The sequence below is a fragment of the Hydrogenivirga caldilitoris genome, from assembly GCF_003664005.1.
GTDB lineage: Bacteria > Aquificota > Aquificia > Aquificales > Aquificaceae > Hydrogenivirga > Hydrogenivirga caldilitoris.
In genome coordinates this window covers 391,339-409,155 of the sequence record NZ_RCCJ01000001.1, presented here as the reverse complement: position 1 = coordinate 409,155, position 17,817 = coordinate 391,339, and the positions used below count along the sequence as shown (strand labels likewise).

Below are 17,817 nucleotides of genomic sequence, written 5' to 3'. Positions count from 1 at the left end.
TTATGGAGTTTTACGTTTTTACGATTTTCCCCAGGGTGGTGGAATGCTATGCTGAGTTTGGTATAGTTCGCCAAGCTATAAATAAGGGGAAGGTAGTTATCAGGACCATTGATGTAAGGAAATTTGCCCCTAAAGGGCAGGTGGATGATACGGCTTACGGTGGGTTTCCGGGAATGGTCCTGAAACCTGAACCTATATTTAGGGCTTATGAACACGTTGTAGAAAACTATGGCAAGCCCTATGTGTTGATAACAGAACCCTGGGGCAGGAGAGTTGATCAGAGCTTTATAGAAGGGCTTTTGAAGAAGGAGAAGGTAGCGATAATCTGTGGAAGGTACGAGGGAGTGGACGAGAGGGTAAAGTCTATAGTGGACGAGGAGGTATCAGTGGGAGACCTTATACTGAGCGGTGGTGAACTCGTCGCACTGACTGTTATAGACGCCGTGAGCAGACTTATACCTGGTGTTTTAAGCGAACCACGGAGTATAGAGGAGGATTCCTATAAGGGTAGATGGTTGGGATACCCTGTTTATACAAGGCCGAGAGAATTCATGGGTATGAAGGTGCCTGATGTTCTACTTTCGGGCAACCACCAACTTATTGAACTTTGGAAGTTATGGCACAAAATAGAGAACACTTTAAGGAAGAGACCGGACCTCATCCCACGAGACCTTACAGAGGAGGAGCTTGAGATTATGGAGAGTATAAAGAAAGGTATGAGCTTTGAAGAGTGGTTGAGGTCTAAAAATCTTTCATGAGCTTCTTCAACTTCTCTATAGCTTCTCCCTTTATCTGGGATACACGCGATATAGAACAATTCAGTATCTGAGCTATCTCTTTTAAGGGCAACTCCTCGTAAAATATGAGCTGTATTACGAGCTTTTCCCTCTCATCAAGCTTTTCTATGGCCTCTTTCAGCTTTTCTATGAGGTCTTTCCTTACCACCTCCTCTTCAACGTCTGCTCTCCTTGAGCTTATGACCTCTTCGTAATTCCTCCTTTCCTCTGTAAATATGTCCTCAAGGTTGAGTATGTAAGAGAAGGATATCCTGCTAAGGTCATGCTGTAGGACTTCAAGGTCCTCTCCAAGGTGCTCCGCTATCTCCTCATCGGTAGGCTCCCTTCCCAATTCCTCGGTAAGCTCCCTGAGAGCTTCCCTTATCCTCCTCTCCTTCTCCCTTATTCTTCTGCTTCCAAAGTCAAGGCTTCTCAGATAGTCGTATATAGCTCCCCTTATCCTGATTTTAAGATAACTTTCGGGATTCTTTTGGGTATCAAGCTTTTCAAGAGCCTTCATCAGTCCGATTATGCTATGCCCTATTAAATCCCTTACATCTATTGTGGGTGGTATGTGTCTTTTTATGGTGAAAGCTATGCTTTTAACTAAGGGAAGGTACTTTAATACGAGCTCCTCTCGTTCCTTTTCTCCGTAAGAATAGGGATTCTTCATTTCCTAAGCAACCTTGACATTACACTCTCCCAGAAGCCTCTCCTCCTGGGCAGCACGTCAACACTCATGTTGGATAGAATATTATACACATCATCCATAAAACCGCTTTCAAAGGGATTCTGTTCAATAATCTTCCTTATGAGGGTCTTTCTGTACCTTATATTTCCCACGTGGTTGAGTTTTGCGGTCGTGTACCTTTCCGTTAAAAGCTTTATGCTCTCATAGACCTTTTTACCCTCGTTATCGTTTTCAACCTTGTTGACTACGAGGTAAAAGTTCTCAGTCTCGTTTTCCCTGTTTATTATCTTAATTAGGGCGTATGCATCTGCAACGGCGGTCGGTTCAGGGGTGGTTATTATAAGAGGAAAGTCGGCGGAGGAAACAACAGCTATGGTATCGTCATGTATTCCCGGTGGGGTATCAAATATCACATAATCGTAGTTGTCTTCCGCAAGCTCCTGGAGTCTCCTTATCAGGTTTATAACCTGCTCCTTTGGCAGCTTTGCAAGTTCGTAGATACCATTACCGCTTGATATGAAGGAGAAGTTATCCTCAACCTTCACAACTATCTGTTCAAAGGAGGCGTCGCCGAAGAAGAAGTGGGCGAGATTCTTCTGGGGTGTAATACCAAGCATCAAGTGAATGTTACTCAATCCAAAATCCGCATCTATTATGAGAACCTTTTTGCCACTATTGGACAGGCTCTTACCTATGCTCAAAGATAAGATGGTCTTTCCAACACCACCTTTACCGCTCGCTATGGCGAGGTACTTGGTACCGGTTTCGGCACCTTCCCTATGCCTCAGGTGAGTTGCCTGCTGATTCAAGCTCATGTTTCTCCTCTAACATTAATTTGGCCAGAACTTCGTAATCAGCCATGACTATGTCATCGGGTACTGTTTGACCTGTTGTAAAGCAGAGTATAGGTAGCTTTGTTCTGTAAGCAACGTTTATTACATTTCCAGGATAGGAGGTTTCATCAAGCTTTGAGAATATCAAACCTCTTATGGGAAACATACCGAACTGCATTATCACCTCATACATAACAAGCTCGGACAGGTTAGCGCTAAGGGTAAGGTATATCTGGGTCTCCGTACTCTCAAGAAACAGCTTCAGCTCGTTTAACCTGAGTTTATCGTGCTGGCTTCTACCGGCGGTGTCAACGAGTATAAGGTCTCTGTTCTCCATATCGTTCAAAGATTTAAGAAACTCCTCCGGTGTATCCGCCACCCTGAAGGGTAACTCCATTATGTTTATGAAGGCTCTAAGCTGTTCAACGGCACCCACTCTATAACTGTCCAGCGTTATAACTCCGGGACGTTTACCAGCCCTCTTGAACAGATATGAAAGCTTGGCTATGGTAGTAGTCTTACCAACACCGGTAGGTCCTATCAGGACCATAATACGAGGAGTGCTGTTAAAGATCTTTTCCCCTTCAATAACTATGTTCTTGCGAAGGCTCTCAATCAAGGACGGATATATATCCTCTTTGAAGTCAAGTTTTCCAAGCTCTATGTCGTAGCCACAGGCTTCCTCAACAAGCCTTCTGGCTATGTCCTTTCTAACACCCCTATAAACCATACGGGACAGGACACGTTGTGCTCTCATAGACAAGCCTTCATTTACGTTTGTACGCTGGGCTTCCCTTTCCTCATCCTGGGTGCGGACGGTCTTCATAACCTCACTCAATGTGCTCTTGAGTTTTTCAAGCTCTTCATAAACTCTTATCTTCTCCTCAAACTCCTTCTGGAATTCCCCTTCCTTTTCGGGTATTCCAACCGTAACCTCAAGGAGGGTTGTTTTGAAGAAGGGAATTAAGCTCCATCTCTTTCTCTTTACTATCCTTGACGAAAGAACTACAGCATTGTCCCCGTATGTTCTTTTTAACTCCTCCACAGCCTCCTGTAAAGAGCTAACTATTATCTTTTCAGTCTTCATCTATAAGTCCTAATATCTTCATGTTAACCTGCTTTTCAAGTTCATTATAAGATAGAACGGCGAGCTGAGGTAAGTAGGGCTCTAAGGTCTTTCTCACATATCTACGTAAATTCGCCGATGTCAAGAGAACGGGTTGCGCCTGAAACTGAACAAACTTTTCAATCTCCTTTGTCATTTTCCTGTAAAGTTTGTTCAAGACGAGGTCTATGAACTCATCTTCCCTTCCTTCATTAATCATGTGGATAAGCTTTGCCTCAACCTTTGGAGATAGTGCCAGAGCGTAGAGAACCCCATCCGTCATGTACATACGTGTTATCTTCTTGGACAGATTCTGCCTGACATATTCCGTCAGTATATCCGGGTCTCTGGTTTGGTCTATGTAGTCAGCAAGTGTTTCAAGTATGGTCAAAAGGTCGTTGACAGGTATACCTTCCCTCAAAAGGTTCTGAAGAACTCTATGCACCACGGATATGGGAACGTGTTCTGGGACTATTTCCTGAACTACCTTAGGATACTTCTTTGCGAGCCTATCAATAAGCTCAATGACTTCATTCCTTCCGAGAAGCTCATGGAGATTTCTCTTTATAACCTCGGACAGGTGCGTAATTATCGCAGTACTTATGTCAACCACCATATAGCCTTTCCTCTGGGCTTCATCCTTCTTGTCTTCAGGAATCCAGAAGGCTCTCATACCAAAGGCTGGCTCTTTCGTCTCTATACCCTCAACCTTACCTCTGGTAGTACCAAGATCAACAGCCAGCGAGTATCCTGGCATTATCTCATAGGAGTCGGATTCAATCCCTTTGATGAGTATCCGGTACTGATTTGGCTGGAGCTTGAGGTTATCTCTTATGTGCACCAGAGGGACTATTACACCGTATTCCTGAGCTATCTGCCTCCTCATAGTCCTGATTCTCTGTGGTACATCCCCACCTTGGCTCTCGTCTACATAGGGGATAAGACCGTAACCCACCTCCATTGTTATAGGGTCGGGTTGAGGTATAAACTCTTCTTCGGTTTCTCTCTTTTTTGATTCTTCCTTTTTCTGCTCTTCAACGAGCTTTTCAAGCTCTTTAATCTGTTTCTCCTTTAAACTCCTACTCAGAGCGTAGTAAAGTCCCCCAAGAACACCCGCCATAAAGAAGAAGGGTATCTTCGGAAGTCCCGGCAGTAGACCTATAAAGACCAGGAGTGCAGAGGAAAAGAGAAGGGCTCTCGGTTCTTTTGAAAACTCCTCAGCTATAACTGCCCCTACTTCATCAGAGGAGGAACTTTTGGTGGTTATCAAACCTGCAGAGGTTGAAAGTATAAGAGAGGGTATCTGGGAAGCGAGACCTTCTCCCACCGTAAGCAAGGTGTAAGTTTGCAGTGCATCCATAAAAGCCATTCCCCTGAAGACAAGCCCGACTATGAGACCCCCTATAAGGCTAAGGAAGAGTATGAGAAGTGCAGCGATAGCGTCCCCTCTTATGAACTTGCTTGCTCCGTCCATAGCACCGTAAAAGGATGCTTCCCTTTCAAGCTGTGCCCTCCTGTTCTTTGCTTCCTCCTCCGTTATAAGACCTGCATTCAAATCCGCATCTATGCTCATCTGCTTTCCAGGCATAGCGTCAAGGGTAAATCTTGCAGACACTTCGGATATCCTCTCCGCACCCCTGGTTATAACTATAAAGTTTATGACTATGAATATGAGAAACACGATCAGTCCAACTACCACGTCCCCACCGACCACAAACTTTCCGAAACCCTCTATTATGTGTCCTGCCGCATCGGTGCCTTCGTGTCCGTAAAGGAGTATTCTCCTTGCCGCAGCTATGTTAAGGGAAAGTCTGAGGAGCGTACCCATAAGAAGTATCGTTGGGAAGGAGCTGAGCTCAAGGGGAGTCTTAACAAAGAATGTAAGCACCAGAACGGCAAGGGAAAAGGTTATGCTGGTTGCAAGAAGTATATCAAGAAGAAAAGCTGGAATGGGAATTATTATCGCCGTAAGGATTATAATAAAGGCTAAGATTATCCAAGCTTCTTTGTACTTCATACACTCCCTTAAGGAAATTATATTTCTTTAAGATGAACTGGACAGAGGTTGTATCAAAAGCTCCCGAGAAACCGGGCGTGTATATATTCAAAGGCAAAAGGAAACCAACTTACATAGGAAAGGCGAAGAACATAAAGAAGAGGCTCCAGCAACATCTTAAACTCTCTGAAACCGACACTAAGGAATTTGCGATATTTAGAGATTCGGTGAGTTTAGAATGGATAATAACCAGGAATGAGTTTGAAGCCCTGGTTCTTGAGGTTGACCTCATACAATCCCACAAGCCCAAATACAACATACTACACAAATACGGAGGCGGTTATCCTATGCTCCTCTTAACGGAGGAACCCTATCCGACTATAAAAGTCGTAAGGGGTACCCAGCACAAGGGTATGTTGTACGGACCATTCCTGCAGGCGAGCAAGGCTTATAAGGTCAAGAAATTAATCCATAAACTCTTTAAGCTAAGAACCTGTGACCCTCTGCCTAAAAGGACAGAACCTTGTATGGACTACCACCTCGGACTCTGCTCCGCCCCCTGCACAGGGTTTGTTACCAGGGAAGAATACGAACTGAGCGTTGAGGGAAGCAAGGCTCTACTCTCGGGAGAGGTGGCAGATATACTTCCGAAGCTGTACGAAAAGGTTGAAGACTTTGCGAAAGAGATGCTTTTTGAAAAGTGCGCCCACATAAGGGACCAGATAAGGGCTCTTGAAAATATAACCAGGGGTCAGAGCGTTACAGGACTTCCTTACAACTGTGCGGATCTCTTTTACACGCTTGGCAGAAGGGTAGGTTTGTTCCTGATAAGGGGGGGTAAGCTGATAAGCAAAGAGATTTACGACCTTGACAGGGAAACAGATTTTGAAGAATTCATACTTGGGTATTACTACTCAAACTTCGTTCCTGAAACCATCCTTGGGAACTTCAAACTATCCGAGGAAGCCAAAAGGTGGATTAGGGAAAGGGCAAAACACAAGGTGGAGTTCTTGCAGGAAGTACCTCTGGAGCTGGTAAATCTCGCAGAGGAAAACGTCAAAGAGAGTATAAACCTTGAACTTCTGGAGGAGGAGTTTTCCGGTAAGTTAGGAATCCAACTTCCAAGGATAATAGAGGGGTTTGATATATCCCACTTCTATGGAGAAGATACGGTAGGAAGCTGTGTAATATGGGAAGAGGGGAGGATAAACAAAAAGAGGTATAGGAGGTACAGAGTAAAGAGCCTGTCCCAGATAGACGACTACGGTGCCCTCAGAGAGGTACTTACCAGAAGGGCAAGGAGGCTCAAAGAGAAAAGGGAGCCTATGCCTGACCTGTGGCTCATAGACGGAGGCAAAGGACAGATGAACGTTGCAATTCAGGTAAGAGACCTATTTAACCTGCCTATTAAAGTCTTTTCCATAGCAAAGGAGGAAGAGATACTTCTTACCGAAGACGGGAAACAACTCAAACTCAAGGAAGAACCCATACTTTACAGAGTGTTTGGTCTCATAAGAGACGAAGCTCACAGGTTCGCCCTCTCTTACAACAAAAAGCTTAGGACAAAGAGAGCTCTGGAAGACGTTCTTTCCAAGGTAAAGGGTGTAGGTGAAACGAGACGAAAGATAATTTACAGGAACTTTGACAACCTCTATGAATTTATCAGGGCGGATGAAGAAAGACTCAGAAAGTTGGGTCTTCCTATCTCGCTCCAGCAGGAGGTAAAGAAATACCTTGAATAGTATCGTGAAAGGGGTGAACTTCCCGAGCTACATATTTGCCAGTTTAGTCGCAGGCTACGTTATGCTCGGAGTTGACCTTATGCTTGACGGTTTCCTCGGACTCTTCGGTACATACAGGGGATATATAGAGCTTATAAAGATATGGGGTTTATTCAGAGGGATGGAAGACTGGATTATGGCTGCGGGACACACCATTAATTCCGTAGTTTTGGCTTTGGTCTTCGTTCATCCTCAGGTTTACCGCCTCGTTCCTCCTAAAAATGGACTGTTCAAAGGCTTAACCTTCGGTGCAGTGTGGCACTTAATTGTCCTCTTTGTACTTGTAATTACCGCCTACGGCGGTGCCAAATTCATGAAAGAGTTTTTAAATATACCCCTCAAGGATCATATCTCCCTCTTCCTGCTACATCTGATATGGGGCGGAACTCTCGGTCTTTTATATGTACCTAAAGCTTCTCAATAACTATGTTTGAGTTGGTGTAAACGCATATCTCGGAGGCTATCCTGAGAGATTCTTTAACTATATCCTCAGCACTCATGTTGGTGTTCCTGTAAAGAGCCAGGGCTGCTGAACGCGCGAAGTCTCCTCCAGAACCTATGCCCAACACCGGCTCATCCGGTTCTATTATGTCCCCGTTGCCAGATATAAGAAGCATGTGCTCTTTGTCAACTGCAAGCATAAGGGCTTCAAGCCTCCTGAGATACTTGTCCATCCTCCAGTCCTTTGCAAGTTCCACTGAGGCTCTGAGAAGGTTACCCCTGAACTCTTCCAGCTTCTGCTCAAGTCTCTCCATCAGGGCAAGTCCGTCGGCAGCACTTCCTGCAAAACCCACGACAACCTGGTCCTTGTATAGTCTCCTTATCTTCCGAGCTGAGTGCTTTATAACGGAGCTTCCCACAGTGACCTGCCCATCGCCACCTATAACGGTTTCCCCGTTTTTCCTTACAGCCAGAATGGTAGTTGAGCGAACTTCCATCATGTAAGGATTATACAGCTTTCAGGAGAATATCCTGCTAAGTATCTCCTTCTTCCCTTTCCCTTCTTTGGCAGAGCTCATAACAATTGCGGTCTCACCGACGTAGCCCTTCACCTGCTTCAGAGTTCTTGAGAGCTCCTTCTGCTTAGCCTTGTCAGTCTTTGTAAGAACCACGGTAAAAGGAACTCCTATAAATTGGAGCCACTCTAACATCTGTTCGTCAAGTTTCTGCACGCCGGCAACGGCGTCTATCAGGACGAAAACCATCTTTATGTTCTCCTTCCTCTCCCGGAAGTAGTTCTCCATCATGCTCTTCCACCTTTCCTGCTCCTCCTTGGGAACCCTCGCAAAGCCGTAACCGGGGACGTCCACGAGATAGACGCTATCCTCAAGAAGGAAGTAGTTTATGGTCCTCGTCCTTCCCGGCTCCTTGCTGACACGAGCTATATTCCTTCCCGTGACCATGTTTATCAGAGAGGACTTCCCCACGTTGGAGCGCCCAACGAAGACGACCTCGGGTTTGTCCGCAGGGGGGAACTCCCTCACGGTGGACTTTAGAAACTGAACCTTCATAGAGAAGAGTATATTAGAGAACGAGATTGAAGATGTAGCCGGCTACGATTATGGACGTTCCGACGACACCTGCGAATATAGCTATGAGCTTTACCTTCATTATCTGCTTCAGTATCAGGAACTCTGGCAGGGAGAGGGCGGTAACAGACATCATGAAGGCGAGGGCTGTTCCTATTGGAACTCCTTTATCTATTAAAGGCTGGATTACCGGAAGGACACCTGCGGCGTTGGAGTAAAGGGGAATTCCCATGACCACCGCCAGAGGAACTCCGAATATACCTGAAGCCTTAGCCACCTTTTCAATCAGGTCCTGGGGAACGTATCCGTGGATAAAGCTCCCTATCCCTATAGCTATAAGTATGTATATCCAGACCTTTCCCACTATCTCCCTGACACTTTCAAGGGAGAGTTTGAGTCTCTCCTTAAAGCTTATATCCTTTACCTCGCTCTCACCCATCTGAACCTGAAAGACGTAGTCCTCTATCAGACTCCTCGGGTTTGCCTTCCCTATCAGGTATCCCGAAAAGACGGCGACCGCTATACCCAGACCTATGTAGAGGAGAGCAACCTTAAGACCAAAGAGGGAGAGCAAAAGTCCCAAAGCCATCTCGTTCACCGTCGGGGAAGCCACCAGGAAGGTAAAGGTCGCCTCTAAGGGTATGCCTGCCTCCACGAAGCCTATGAACATGGGGACGGCTGAGCAGGAGCAGAAGGGCGTCAGAACTCCGAGGAAGGCTGAAAGGGGAAGGGCAAGCTTCTTATGACGGGAGATTATCCTCCTCGTCCTCTCAAGGGGGAAGTAGCTCCTTACAAGGGACATGAAGAATATCACGAGGAAGAGGAGGGTAAATATCTTCAGGGTGTCGTATATGAAGAAGTGAAGAGCCTCCGCAAGCCTCTCACCCTGTTGAAGGTTCAGGAGATTGTAGACAATAAGGTCGGCGAGCCTTTCGTAAATCCAAAACATCACCTATCCACCTATCATTTCCTCAATCTCCTGCGGGGAAGGCAGGGGAGTCCCGGCGTGCTTGAGTTCTCCGTCCACAACGAGCAGGGGAGTTGTCATAACACCGAACTTCACAACCTCTTTTACGTCAAGGACCTTCTCAACCTCCGCATCAATCCCCTTAGCCTTCACGATTTTTGAGACCACATCGTATAGAATTTCGCAGTTCTTGCAGTTTGACGCACTTATAACCTGAACCTTTTTCATGGCAACCTCCTATAGGATTTAATTATATAAAAAATTTTTTATATGATGGTGGTCAAGTAAGCTCGCAGGCGGTCTCTTCAGGAACCTCAAGCCCAAGGGAGTTTATGAACTTCAGGTTCGCTCTCAAGAGCTCATTGTCCTCGTTCAGTCTGTAATATACCCACTTACCTCTCCTTTGGGTCCTTACGAGGTTCGCCTCCTTTAGAACCCTTAGATGAAAGGAGAGGTTGGGTTGGGATATGCCGAAGAATGACTGAAGCTCACACACGCATAGCTCACCTTTCTTGGAGAGCAAGGAGATTATCTTCAATCTTACCTCGTCGGAAAGGGCGTAGTAAAATTTCCTTAGTTTCTCAAGTTCCATTGTGATAAAGATAGAGTCCCTCACAAGAGGTATCAAGCCATGAAAATAGCCTTTATATGCACGGGAAACTCGGCGAGGAGCCAGATAGCGGAGGGGTTTGCTAAGTACTTTGCCAAGGAGATGGGAAAAGACATAGAGGTTTACTCGGCAGGCTCCAAACCGGCGGGCTACGTCCACAGGCTTGCCGTAGAGGTCATGAAGGAGGTGGGGATAGACATATCCGACCAGTATTCAAAGAGCCTTGAGGAGATACCCGTTAACGAGCTTGACCTCGTTATAACCCTCTGCGATTCGGCAAAGAACGAGTGTCCTGTGGTGCCGGGAGCCAAGACAGAACACTGGGGCATTCCCGACCCCGCCGGTAAGGGTCTATACGCCTTCAGGTGGGTCAGGGACGAGATAGAGAGGAGGGTGAAGGAGCTCATTGAAAGACTCTGAGAGGAAAAGAAATTATACCTATGAGGTATCCCTCCTACCTCAACCTCTACGAAAGCGGAGAGTTAAGGGAAAGGGTTGAGAAGGCTAAGGAGATGCTCCTCTCCTGCCGAGTCTGTCCCCACAACTGCGAGGTGAACAGACTTGAGAACGAGCTTGGATACTGCAAGACGGGAAGGTATGCGGTTGTCTCTTCATACTTTCCCCACAGGGGTGAGGAGTTTCCCATAAGGGGCTACAGGGGCAGCGGAACAATATTCTTCTCCTATTGCAACATGAGGTGTGTTTACTGTCAGAACTATGAAATAAGCCACTTCGGAGAGGGGAGAGAGGCTAAACCTGAAGAGCTCGCCGATATGATGTTGGAACTCCAAGACATGGGATGCCACAATATAAACCTCGTGTCTCCCTCTCACGTGGTGCCCCAGATACTGGAAGCTCTCCTTATAGCGGTGGAGAAGGGTCTTAGGATACCCCTCGTTTACAACACCTCCTCCTTTGATTCCTTGGAGTCCCTCAAACTCTTGGACGGGATAGTGGACATATACCTCGCCGACTTGAAGTATTTAAGCAGAGAGTTCGGAAGGAAGTACTCCAAGGTCAAGGACTACCCAAAACACGCCAAGGAGGCTATAAGGGAATTCTACAGGCAGGTGAGAAACCTGAAGACCGACGAGCGGGGAATAGCTGTCAGTGGACTGATAGTGAGGCACCTCGTTCTACCCAACGATATATCTACAACAAAGGAGGTTATGGACTTTCTGAGAAGTATAGACCCTGAGCTTGCGGTGAACGTGATGGATCAGTACTTCCCCTTCTACAGGGCTAAGGAATATCCTGAGCTTGCAAGGAGAGTGTCAAGGGAAGAATACGAGAGGGCACTTGAAAAAGCTCATGGATTGACCCTAATTAACGATTAAAATTCATACCCATGAGAGAATTCGTGGATATAGAGAGGGAAACCTCAAAGGATTTTGAAAAAGCAAAGGAGCTCTTTAAGGAGGGAAGGATAGAAGAGCTCAAAGAATTTCTCAAAAAACTTATAGAAAGAGACCCATACTACCTTGAACCTTATGTATTTCTCAACGAGATATACGAGATGGAAGGAAGGGTAAAGGATGCGGAAGGTATCCTTGAGGAAGCTTACAGAAGAGCTATTGAACTTATATCCGAAGAGAACAAGCTACCTGACAGGCTTGAGTGGAAATATCCTACAAACAGACATCTGATAAAGGCGCTTATAAGCATGGGGGTTTTCTACTGGGAAGTTGGTGAGCTGGAAAAGGCACTGAAGATATTTAAAGAGGTTTACAAGATGAACCCGAGTGATGAACCGGGCGTGAGGTTTTATATACTCGCCATACTTGAGGGGATGAGCTTTGACGAGTTTGAGCAAGTCTTTACAAAGGACGGGGAGTACGATTACGAAGACCTAGAACAGTGGTTTAATAAACACTCTTCTACCCACGAAGACATCTTCAGCTCCTACCGATAGAGTAATACTCAAAACCAAGAGCTCTCATGTGGTTAGGCTTGAATACGTTTCTACCATCAACCACTATTGGAAGCTCCATGAGTTCCCTGACCTTTTCCATGTCAGCCTTGGCAAACTCTTCCCACTCTGTGAGTATCAAAAGGGCTTCAGCTCCCTTCACAGCTTCGTACTTATCCTGGACGTACATGAGGTCATCTCCAGGCAGGAAAACCCTGCTGAAGTTCTCCATAGCCTTAGGGTCGTAAGCTCTTATCCTTGCTCCCTTCTTTAGAAGCTCAGGAATCAGCTTAAGGGAAGGGGCTTCCCTTATATCGTCTGTGTTGGGTTTGAAGGCAAGCCCCCAAACGGCTATCTTTTTATCCTTCAGGGTCCACAGGGCATTGAGCACCTTCTCAATGAACCTTCCTATCCTCTCCGAGTTTATCTTTTCAACCTCCCTGAGTAGTCCAAAGTCAAGTCCCACGTCCTCCGCTATCTTGATAAAAGCTTTAACATCCTTTGGAAAACAGGAACCCCCATAGCCTATACCTGCGTTAAGGAAAGCTCTGCCGATTCGTTTATCGTAGCCCATGCCTTCCGCAACAAGCTCTATATCCGCTCCGGTTCTCTCACACAGGTCTGCCACCATATTTATGAAGGATATCTTCATAGCAAGGAAGGAGTTGGAGGCGTGTTTTATAAGCTCAGCCGTTGCCGGGTCAGTGACCAGAAGAGGGAAACCCCTCTCGGTTAATGGTCTGTATAGTTCTTCCATTATCTCCCTGGCTTTGTCACCTTCAACACCAACCACTATTCTGTCCGGATTAAGAAAATCATAAACGGCGGAACCCTCTCTGAGGAATTCCGGATTTGAAGCAACGTCAAAGGGGATATCTCTTCCTAGATACCTCTGAACAGTCTTCTTTACAAGCTGGTGGGTATTGACCGGAACCGTTGACTTCTCAACAAGAAGCTTATAAGACTTCATGCTTTTGGCGGTAAGTCTTGCAACTTCCTCAACCTGCGAAAGGTCAGCAGAACCATCAGGTAAAGAAGGTGTTCCCACACATATGAAGACAACGTCCGAGAAGTTTACACCTTCCTCTATATCTGTTGTAAACCTAAGACTTCCTCCCTCAATACCCTCCTTCAAGAGTTCATCAAGTCCTGGCTCGTATATGGGACTCTCACCCCTTCTGAGTTTTTCCACCTTTTCAGGGACCTTTTCAACTATTAGAACCTCATTCCCCAAATGGGAAAAACAAGCTCCTGTGACAAGACCTACGTATCCTCCTCCTATTACCGTTACCCGCATAGGAAAATTTTAACCTTTACAGACCGTAGAATTCTTACAAAGGAAGGTTATAATATATACCCTAGCGGGTGTAGCTCAGTGGTAGAGCGGCTGCTTGCCATGCAGCAGGTCGCGGGTTCAAGTCCCGTCGCCCGCTCCATAAAAAGGCATAACTTTTAAGTGATAGGCGACGTGGCCGAGCGGCTAGGCGAGGGACTGCAAATCCCTTTTACGGCGGTTCAAATCCGCCCGTCGCCTCCATATTCATGTCAGGAAGGTGGTTTTGGAAACGTTAATAAAACTACATGGGTTACAAACCCTACAAGATAAGAAGGCTGAAACTCTTCAAAAACTATGAGATTCGGTTTGTGTGGAAGATATTTCCGGTTTTAGTAGAGTATAAAGAGATGGAAGACTGGGGACGGGCATTTACCTTCAGGATAGAGGTAAACAGGCATTTGAGCGGATGGGAGAAAGAGATAACCATAGCCCATGAGCTTACCCACATAAAACAGAACCTTGTAGAAAAGCTCACCTTCGGTATAAGGAAAAAGTGGTGGGTATATAAGGAGTTAGAAGCCTACGTTGAGTCTTTAAAGATAGTTCCCCCTTATGAAAGGGATTACTATATGAGATTAATGGCATCAGGAATGGCAAAGCATCTTTACCTTGACGAAGACTACGCCTATAAGCTTCTTAAATCTAAAGTTGAACCTACAACCTCGGAGATGATGTGAGCATGAAAAGGGTTCTGGTATGGGGTCTTGGGAAAAGCGGGCAGGCAGCGGTCAAACTTCTTGAAAGTAAAGGCGTTACGGTATTCTGCGGTGATGATGCCAGAGGGGACAGATGGGAGGAGCTTATAGGTGAGGTTGATACCCTCGTTCTCTCTCCCGGGATACCACCGAGGCATCCACTCTGGAGAGAAGCTATAAGGAAAGGGATAGAGGTAATAGGAGAGCTTGAACTTGCTTACAGATTCTTTGAGGGAGAAGTAATAGCCATAACTGGGACAGACGGGAAATCAACAACTACCACGCTCACCTATCTTATGTTGTCAAGGAGGTTTCCTCAGGTATATGAGGCTGGTAACATAGGCACCCCCCTTTCTGAAATAGCCTTAAGAAACCCTTCAGCCACCGCAGTGGTAGAGGTCTCATCCTTTCAGGGAAAGACGCTTACAACCTTTAAGCCCAAGGTAGGTGCATTCCTGAACTTCTACGAGGACCACCTTGACTGGCATCCGAGTTTAGAAGATTACCTTAAAAGCAAGCAAAATATATTCCTGAGGCAAAGCCATGAAGATTTCTTTATAGCAGGCTCAGCTCAGGAGGAGGTGACAGGCACGCCCACGTACGCAAAAAAAATACTCCTGGAAAAAAACGTTCAGTTAGCTAAGGGAGTAGCTTACTTTGAAGGAGAAAAACTCTTTGAGCTTTCAGACCTGAACCTTAAAGGGGAGCATAATTTTAGAAACGCTCTGGTGGCGTCTATCATAGCCCTTCTGAAAGGTGTAGGCGTTGATAGCATAAGGGATACTTTAAGGGAATTCAAGGGATTGCCTTTCAGGATGGAATTCGTCGGGAAATGGACAGGAGTAGAGATATACAACGATTCCAAGTCAACAACACCCAACGCCCTCAGAGCTGCCCTGGAAAGTTTCCCTGACGATAGTGTAATCCTGATAGCTGGAGGGAAAGATAAGGGGGCTGATTTTGAGCCTTTAAGGGAGCTTGTTCAGAGAAAGGTTAAGTTTGCCTTCCTAATAGGTGAAACTAAAGAGCTCATGAAAGCCGCCTTTGGCGGGGGGTCTTGCATAACCTTGATGAACTCTCTGGAGGATGCGGTAAATAAAGCCCTTGAAGTTGCAAAGCCCGGAGACTTCATCCTCTTTTCACCCGGATGTTCCTCCTTTGATATGTTCACGAGTTACATTGAAAGGGGGGAAGTTTTCAACAGACTGGTAAGGGAGCGTTGTAAACTATGAATATGTCGGATGCCGGGAAGATGCTCGTTCTTTTCGGGGTTCTGATGGTCCTCTTGGGACTCCTGCTTATCTTCTTTGAGAAGCTACCCTTTGGTCTCGGGAAGTTACCGGGAGATATAGTTTTAAAGCGAGACAACTTCGTATTCTACTTTCCTATAGTTACCTCAATAATATTGAGCATCTTGCTGACTCTTCTTCTCAACCTGCTCTTTTCGCTGAAGAGGTAGCTTTGTAGTCCTTGTATATGCCTGAAAGTATGCCGTTCACAAACTTAGCCGCTTTGCCGTCTGCATATCTCTTGACGAGGTCTATGTAATCGTTGAAAGCCCTGCCGGGGTCTGGAGGATTCATATACAGCAGTTCTGCAACGCCAAGCCTCAGGGCGTTTCTCTCTATGTAACCAAGCCTATCCAAGCTCCAGCCTTCAGAGTATTCAGATATAAGAGAATCTATCTGGGTAAGTCTATCCTTTACCGTTGACAGCAACTTCTTTGTGTAGTCAATAACCTCATCGTTCTTTATACCCTTTTCTTCCAGGTACTCTTCAAGCACTTTCTCTATAGAATCCCCCCTTATGTCCCATCGGTAAAGCACTATAAGACCGTTCTCTCTTGCCTTTTTTCTGAAACGCATGGTCTACCCAAGTTTCTTGAAGAGGTTTGCCATCTCTATGGCAGATAAGGCAGCCTCCCATCCCTTATTACCCATCTTTGTGCCGGCTCTTTCTATCGCCTGCTCAAGAGTGTCCGCTGTGACCACCCCGAAGGAGACGGGTTTACCTGTATCTATGGAAAGGTTAGCTATACCCTTTGAGACCTCAGCGGCGATGTAATCAAAGTGGGGTGTGCTTCCCCTTACAAGAACACCCAGAGCTATAACGGCATCTATATCCTCCCTTTCCAAAAATTTCTTAACGGCTACGGGTATCTCCCATGAACCGGGAACTCTTGCCAACTCAATGTTGTCTTCACTTCCACCGTGTCTGAGGATGCAGTCTATTGCACCTTCAACAAGCCTATCAACAAGTAGGTGATTGAACCTTGCGGCTACTATAGCAAACCTTATACCTTCAGCCCTAAGCTCTCCCTCATACTTTTTCATAGTGTCTTTAATTATATTCCCAAAACCGGTTTTTATGTAAGCTCTTCCCGTATTTGACAGAAATCATAATAGTTTTCTTATATATGAATATCCTTATATAAAAGGAGGTGAGCAACGATGGCACTGATAAAGGAATTTCCCCCGGATGGGGTTGTAACAATAAACAGGGTTATTTTAAAGCCTGATTATACGGTAGAAGACCTTGAAGAAAGGGATGCCGAGCTGTGTGAGCACGTAAAGACCTTCCATTCTATAGATGGTTTCATAGGTGGTTTCGTTCTGATGAACGCAGGTATGATTTCCAAGGAAGGTTCAACGGTTGAAGATAAGGAGGTATCACCCCTCAAAGACAGGGAAGCTCTGATAGTCACCTTTTGGACTTCCTTTGAACAGCACGAGAAATCCCACCAAAGCCCTGAATTCCAGAAGCTTTTTGAGAGGGTCCTTGAGCTATGTGAGAACGGGAACGAAGAGATAGCCTACAACATGCTCTGGCAGGGTAAAGCTTACGACCCTGAGACTGCCCAGAAGGCAATAGAGGCTAAGAAAAAGTTTGCCTCCTGCGAAAGCTGCTGACCCCTCCCCTCCATGGCTCCCCGCCCCTCCTTTTCTTTTTTTAAAAACCAAAACCTATGCCCAGTATGCCATGGACGGCAAGGTTAGGAACCACAGCGTACCCAGCTGCAATAGGTACCTCCGCGTAGGCTGAGCTAAGTTTAGCCTCTACCGACACGATAAAGTTTCTACCTCTTAATAAGACCCTCTCAACACCCACCTGGATTCCTACCCCAGAAATGTCGTAGCGAACGTACTCGTTTTCCTTTCCCCTCACGACACTTGATGGGTGGGTAATAACCACCCCACCTCCTACTCTCCATATAAAAGACCCTGTCTCCCATGCCCTGTTGAGCAACAGGTAGTTATACCCGTAAGTTATTTGAAACTCCTGAACTTCGGCAGGTTTGTTCTTCAAATACAGCTTTGAGTGAATAAGCTCAATCTCCCATGCCTTTCCTCCTTCCCATACCCCTCCCCTCACCACATAGTAAGGGGCAGGTGAGGTTTCAAAGGGTCTAGTTTCATACCTTGCGGTCAGGTCTATCTCCTCATAACCAGCCTGTTTTATGAGCAGGGGAGTCGGAAGGTTATACACAACCCCTCCAAAAGCCTGGACTCTCAATTCAACGGAGTAGGAGAGGGAGAAGAAAATTATGAGGAGAAGTGCTATCTTAATTAACATCAAAAAATAAATTAAA

General features: G+C 45.9%; 23 protein-coding genes and 2 tRNA genes. 12 read left to right on the top strand and 13 right to left on the bottom strand.

All coding sequences use genetic code 11. From position 1 onward, the window contains the following. Positions 1–2: 2 nt before the first annotated feature. A complete protein-coding gene (trmD, locus tag BCF55_RS02275; RefSeq protein ID WP_121009394.1) occupies positions 3–758 on the top strand; it encodes a tRNA (guanosine(37)-N1)-methyltransferase TrmD in 756 nt (251 codons plus the stop codon). On the opposite strand, the gene BCF55_RS02270 is transcribed toward trmD, so the two are convergent. From BCF55_RS02270 to flhA, 4 genes are read right to left on the bottom strand one after another with little or no spacing between them, the layout of a single operon-like run. Next, positions 742–1,449 carry a sigma-70 family RNA polymerase sigma factor gene (locus tag BCF55_RS02270; protein ID WP_121009391.1) on the bottom strand — a complete coding sequence of 236 codons (708 nt, stop codon included), beginning with the start codon at positions 1,447–1,449 and terminating at the stop codon, positions 742–744. The two genes, trmD and BCF55_RS02270, sit on opposite strands and share 17 nt — an antisense overlap. Further along, positions 1,446–2,282: a MinD/ParA family protein gene (locus BCF55_RS02265; protein WP_121009388.1), complete on the bottom strand. Its 837-nt coding sequence runs from the start codon at positions 2,280–2,282 to the stop codon at positions 1,446–1,448. Before BCF55_RS02265 ends, BCF55_RS02270 begins: the two co-directional genes overlap by 4 nt. Continuing rightward, entirely contained in the window at positions 2,245–3,387 is a 1,143-nt protein-coding gene (gene flhF / locus BCF55_RS02260) for a flagellar biosynthesis GTPase FlhF (protein WP_121009385.1), read from the bottom strand. The genes BCF55_RS02265 and flhF overlap by 38 nt, the downstream gene beginning before the upstream one ends. Further along, complete coding sequence (flhA, locus tag BCF55_RS02255) at positions 3,377–5,422, bottom strand: flagellar biosynthesis protein FlhA (protein ID WP_121009382.1); 2,046 nt, start codon at positions 5,420–5,422, stop codon at positions 3,377–3,379. Before flhA ends, flhF begins: the two co-directional genes overlap by 11 nt. A gap of 32 nt (positions 5,423–5,454) precedes the next feature. On the opposite strand from flhA, the gene uvrC reads away from it, so the two are divergent. Further along, a complete protein-coding gene (uvrC, locus tag BCF55_RS02250; RefSeq protein ID WP_121009379.1) occupies positions 5,455–7,143 on the top strand; it encodes an excinuclease ABC subunit UvrC in 1,689 nt (562 codons plus the stop codon). After that, positions 7,136–7,606 carry a hypothetical protein gene (locus BCF55_RS02245; RefSeq protein WP_121009376.1) on the top strand — a complete coding sequence of 157 codons (471 nt, stop codon included), beginning with the start codon at positions 7,136–7,138 and terminating at the stop codon, positions 7,604–7,606. Before uvrC ends, BCF55_RS02245 begins: the two co-directional genes overlap by 8 nt. Here the strand turns inward: BCF55_RS02245 and hslV are convergent. The 5 genes from hslV to BCF55_RS02220 are packed head-to-tail and all read right to left on the bottom strand — an operon-like array spanning position 7,590 to position 10,306. After that, entirely contained in the window at positions 7,590–8,123 is a 534-nt protein-coding gene (gene hslV / locus BCF55_RS02240; protein ID WP_245960377.1) for an ATP-dependent protease subunit HslV, read from the bottom strand. The two genes, BCF55_RS02245 and hslV, sit on opposite strands and share 17 nt — an antisense overlap. 18 nt (positions 8,124–8,141) lie before the next feature. Further along, positions 8,142–8,693, bottom strand: a complete 552-nt coding sequence (yihA, locus tag BCF55_RS02235; RefSeq protein WP_121009370.1) for a ribosome biogenesis GTP-binding protein YihA/YsxC — start codon at positions 8,691–8,693, stop codon at positions 8,142–8,144. 13 nt (positions 8,694–8,706) lie between these two features. After that, on the bottom strand, positions 8,707–9,660 hold the full coding sequence (locus BCF55_RS02230; RefSeq protein WP_121009367.1) for a permease: 954 nt from the start codon (positions 9,658–9,660) through the stop codon (positions 8,707–8,709). A gap of 3 nt (positions 9,661–9,663) precedes the next feature. Then, entirely contained in the window at positions 9,664–9,906 is a 243-nt protein-coding gene (locus tag BCF55_RS02225) for a thioredoxin family protein (RefSeq protein ID WP_121009364.1), read from the bottom strand. Positions 9,907–9,958: 52 nt separating this feature from the next. After that, entirely contained in the window at positions 9,959–10,306 is a 348-nt protein-coding gene (locus BCF55_RS02220) for an ArsR/SmtB family transcription factor (protein ID WP_245960376.1), read from the bottom strand. A 3-nt stretch (positions 10,307–10,309) separates the two neighbouring features. Between BCF55_RS02220 and BCF55_RS02215 the strand changes: the two genes are divergently transcribed. The 3 genes from BCF55_RS02215 to BCF55_RS02205 are packed head-to-tail and all read left to right on the top strand — an operon-like array spanning position 10,310 to position 12,200. Next, a complete protein-coding gene (locus BCF55_RS02215) occupies positions 10,310–10,708 on the top strand; it encodes an arsenate reductase ArsC (RefSeq protein WP_121009358.1) in 399 nt (132 codons plus the stop codon). A gap of 20 nt (positions 10,709–10,728) precedes the next feature. Further along, positions 10,729–11,625 (top strand): radical SAM protein, encoded by an 897-nt coding sequence (locus tag BCF55_RS02210; protein ID WP_121009355.1) that lies wholly within the window; start codon positions 10,729–10,731, stop codon positions 11,623–11,625. 11 nt (positions 11,626–11,636) lie between these two features. After that, positions 11,637–12,200, top strand: coding sequence for a tetratricopeptide repeat protein (locus tag BCF55_RS02205; RefSeq protein ID WP_245960375.1), 564 nt, complete (start codon positions 11,637–11,639; stop codon positions 12,198–12,200). On the opposite strand, the gene BCF55_RS02200 is transcribed toward BCF55_RS02205, so the two are convergent. Further along, positions 12,184–13,494 (bottom strand): UDP-glucose dehydrogenase family protein, encoded by a 1,311-nt coding sequence (locus BCF55_RS02200; RefSeq protein WP_121009350.1) that lies wholly within the window; start codon positions 13,492–13,494, stop codon positions 12,184–12,186. The two genes, BCF55_RS02205 and BCF55_RS02200, sit on opposite strands and share 17 nt — an antisense overlap. A 64-nt stretch (positions 13,495–13,558) precedes the next feature. Here BCF55_RS02200 and BCF55_RS02195 point away from each other — a divergent pair. The 5 genes from BCF55_RS02195 to BCF55_RS02175 all read left to right on the top strand — a co-directional run bounded on the left by BCF55_RS02195 (position 13,559) and on the right by BCF55_RS02175 (position 15,687). Then, positions 13,559–13,633 (top strand) — tRNA-Gly (locus BCF55_RS02195). 26 nt (positions 13,634–13,659) lie between these two features. Then, positions 13,660–13,734, top strand: a tRNA-Cys gene (locus tag BCF55_RS02190). Between the two features lie 44 nt (positions 13,735–13,778). Then, a complete protein-coding gene (locus BCF55_RS02185) occupies positions 13,779–14,210 on the top strand; it encodes a hypothetical protein (protein WP_121009348.1) in 432 nt (143 codons plus the stop codon). Positions 14,211–14,212: 2 nt separating this feature from the next. Next, positions 14,213–15,460 carry a UDP-N-acetylmuramoyl-L-alanine--D-glutamate ligase gene (murD, locus tag BCF55_RS02180; protein WP_121009347.1) on the top strand — a complete coding sequence of 416 codons (1,248 nt, stop codon included), beginning with the start codon at positions 14,213–14,215 and terminating at the stop codon, positions 15,458–15,460. Positions 15,461–15,462: 2 nt separating this feature from the next. After that, complete coding sequence (locus BCF55_RS02175; protein ID WP_170144788.1) at positions 15,463–15,687, top strand: DUF2905 domain-containing protein; 225 nt, start codon at positions 15,463–15,465, stop codon at positions 15,685–15,687. On the opposite strand, the gene nusB is transcribed toward BCF55_RS02175, so the two are convergent. Next, complete coding sequence (gene nusB / locus BCF55_RS02170) at positions 15,659–16,093, bottom strand: transcription antitermination factor NusB (protein WP_121009345.1); 435 nt, start codon at positions 16,091–16,093, stop codon at positions 15,659–15,661. The two genes, BCF55_RS02175 and nusB, sit on opposite strands and share 29 nt — an antisense overlap. A gap of 3 nt (positions 16,094–16,096) precedes the next feature. Continuing rightward, a complete protein-coding gene (gene ribH / locus BCF55_RS02165; protein ID WP_121009344.1) occupies positions 16,097–16,561 on the bottom strand; it encodes a 6,7-dimethyl-8-ribityllumazine synthase in 465 nt (154 codons plus the stop codon). Positions 16,562–16,678: 117 nt separating this feature from the next. On the opposite strand from ribH, the gene BCF55_RS02160 reads away from it, so the two are divergent. Continuing rightward, positions 16,679–17,137 carry an antibiotic biosynthesis monooxygenase family protein gene (locus tag BCF55_RS02160; RefSeq protein ID WP_121009343.1) on the top strand — a complete coding sequence of 153 codons (459 nt, stop codon included), beginning with the start codon at positions 16,679–16,681 and terminating at the stop codon, positions 17,135–17,137. Between the two features lie 40 nt (positions 17,138–17,177). Here BCF55_RS02160 and BCF55_RS02155 read toward each other — a convergent pair whose 3' ends face one another. Next, complete coding sequence (locus BCF55_RS02155; protein WP_121009341.1) at positions 17,178–17,801, bottom strand: hypothetical protein; 624 nt, start codon at positions 17,799–17,801, stop codon at positions 17,178–17,180. Between the last annotated feature and the right edge of the window lie 16 nt (positions 17,802–17,817).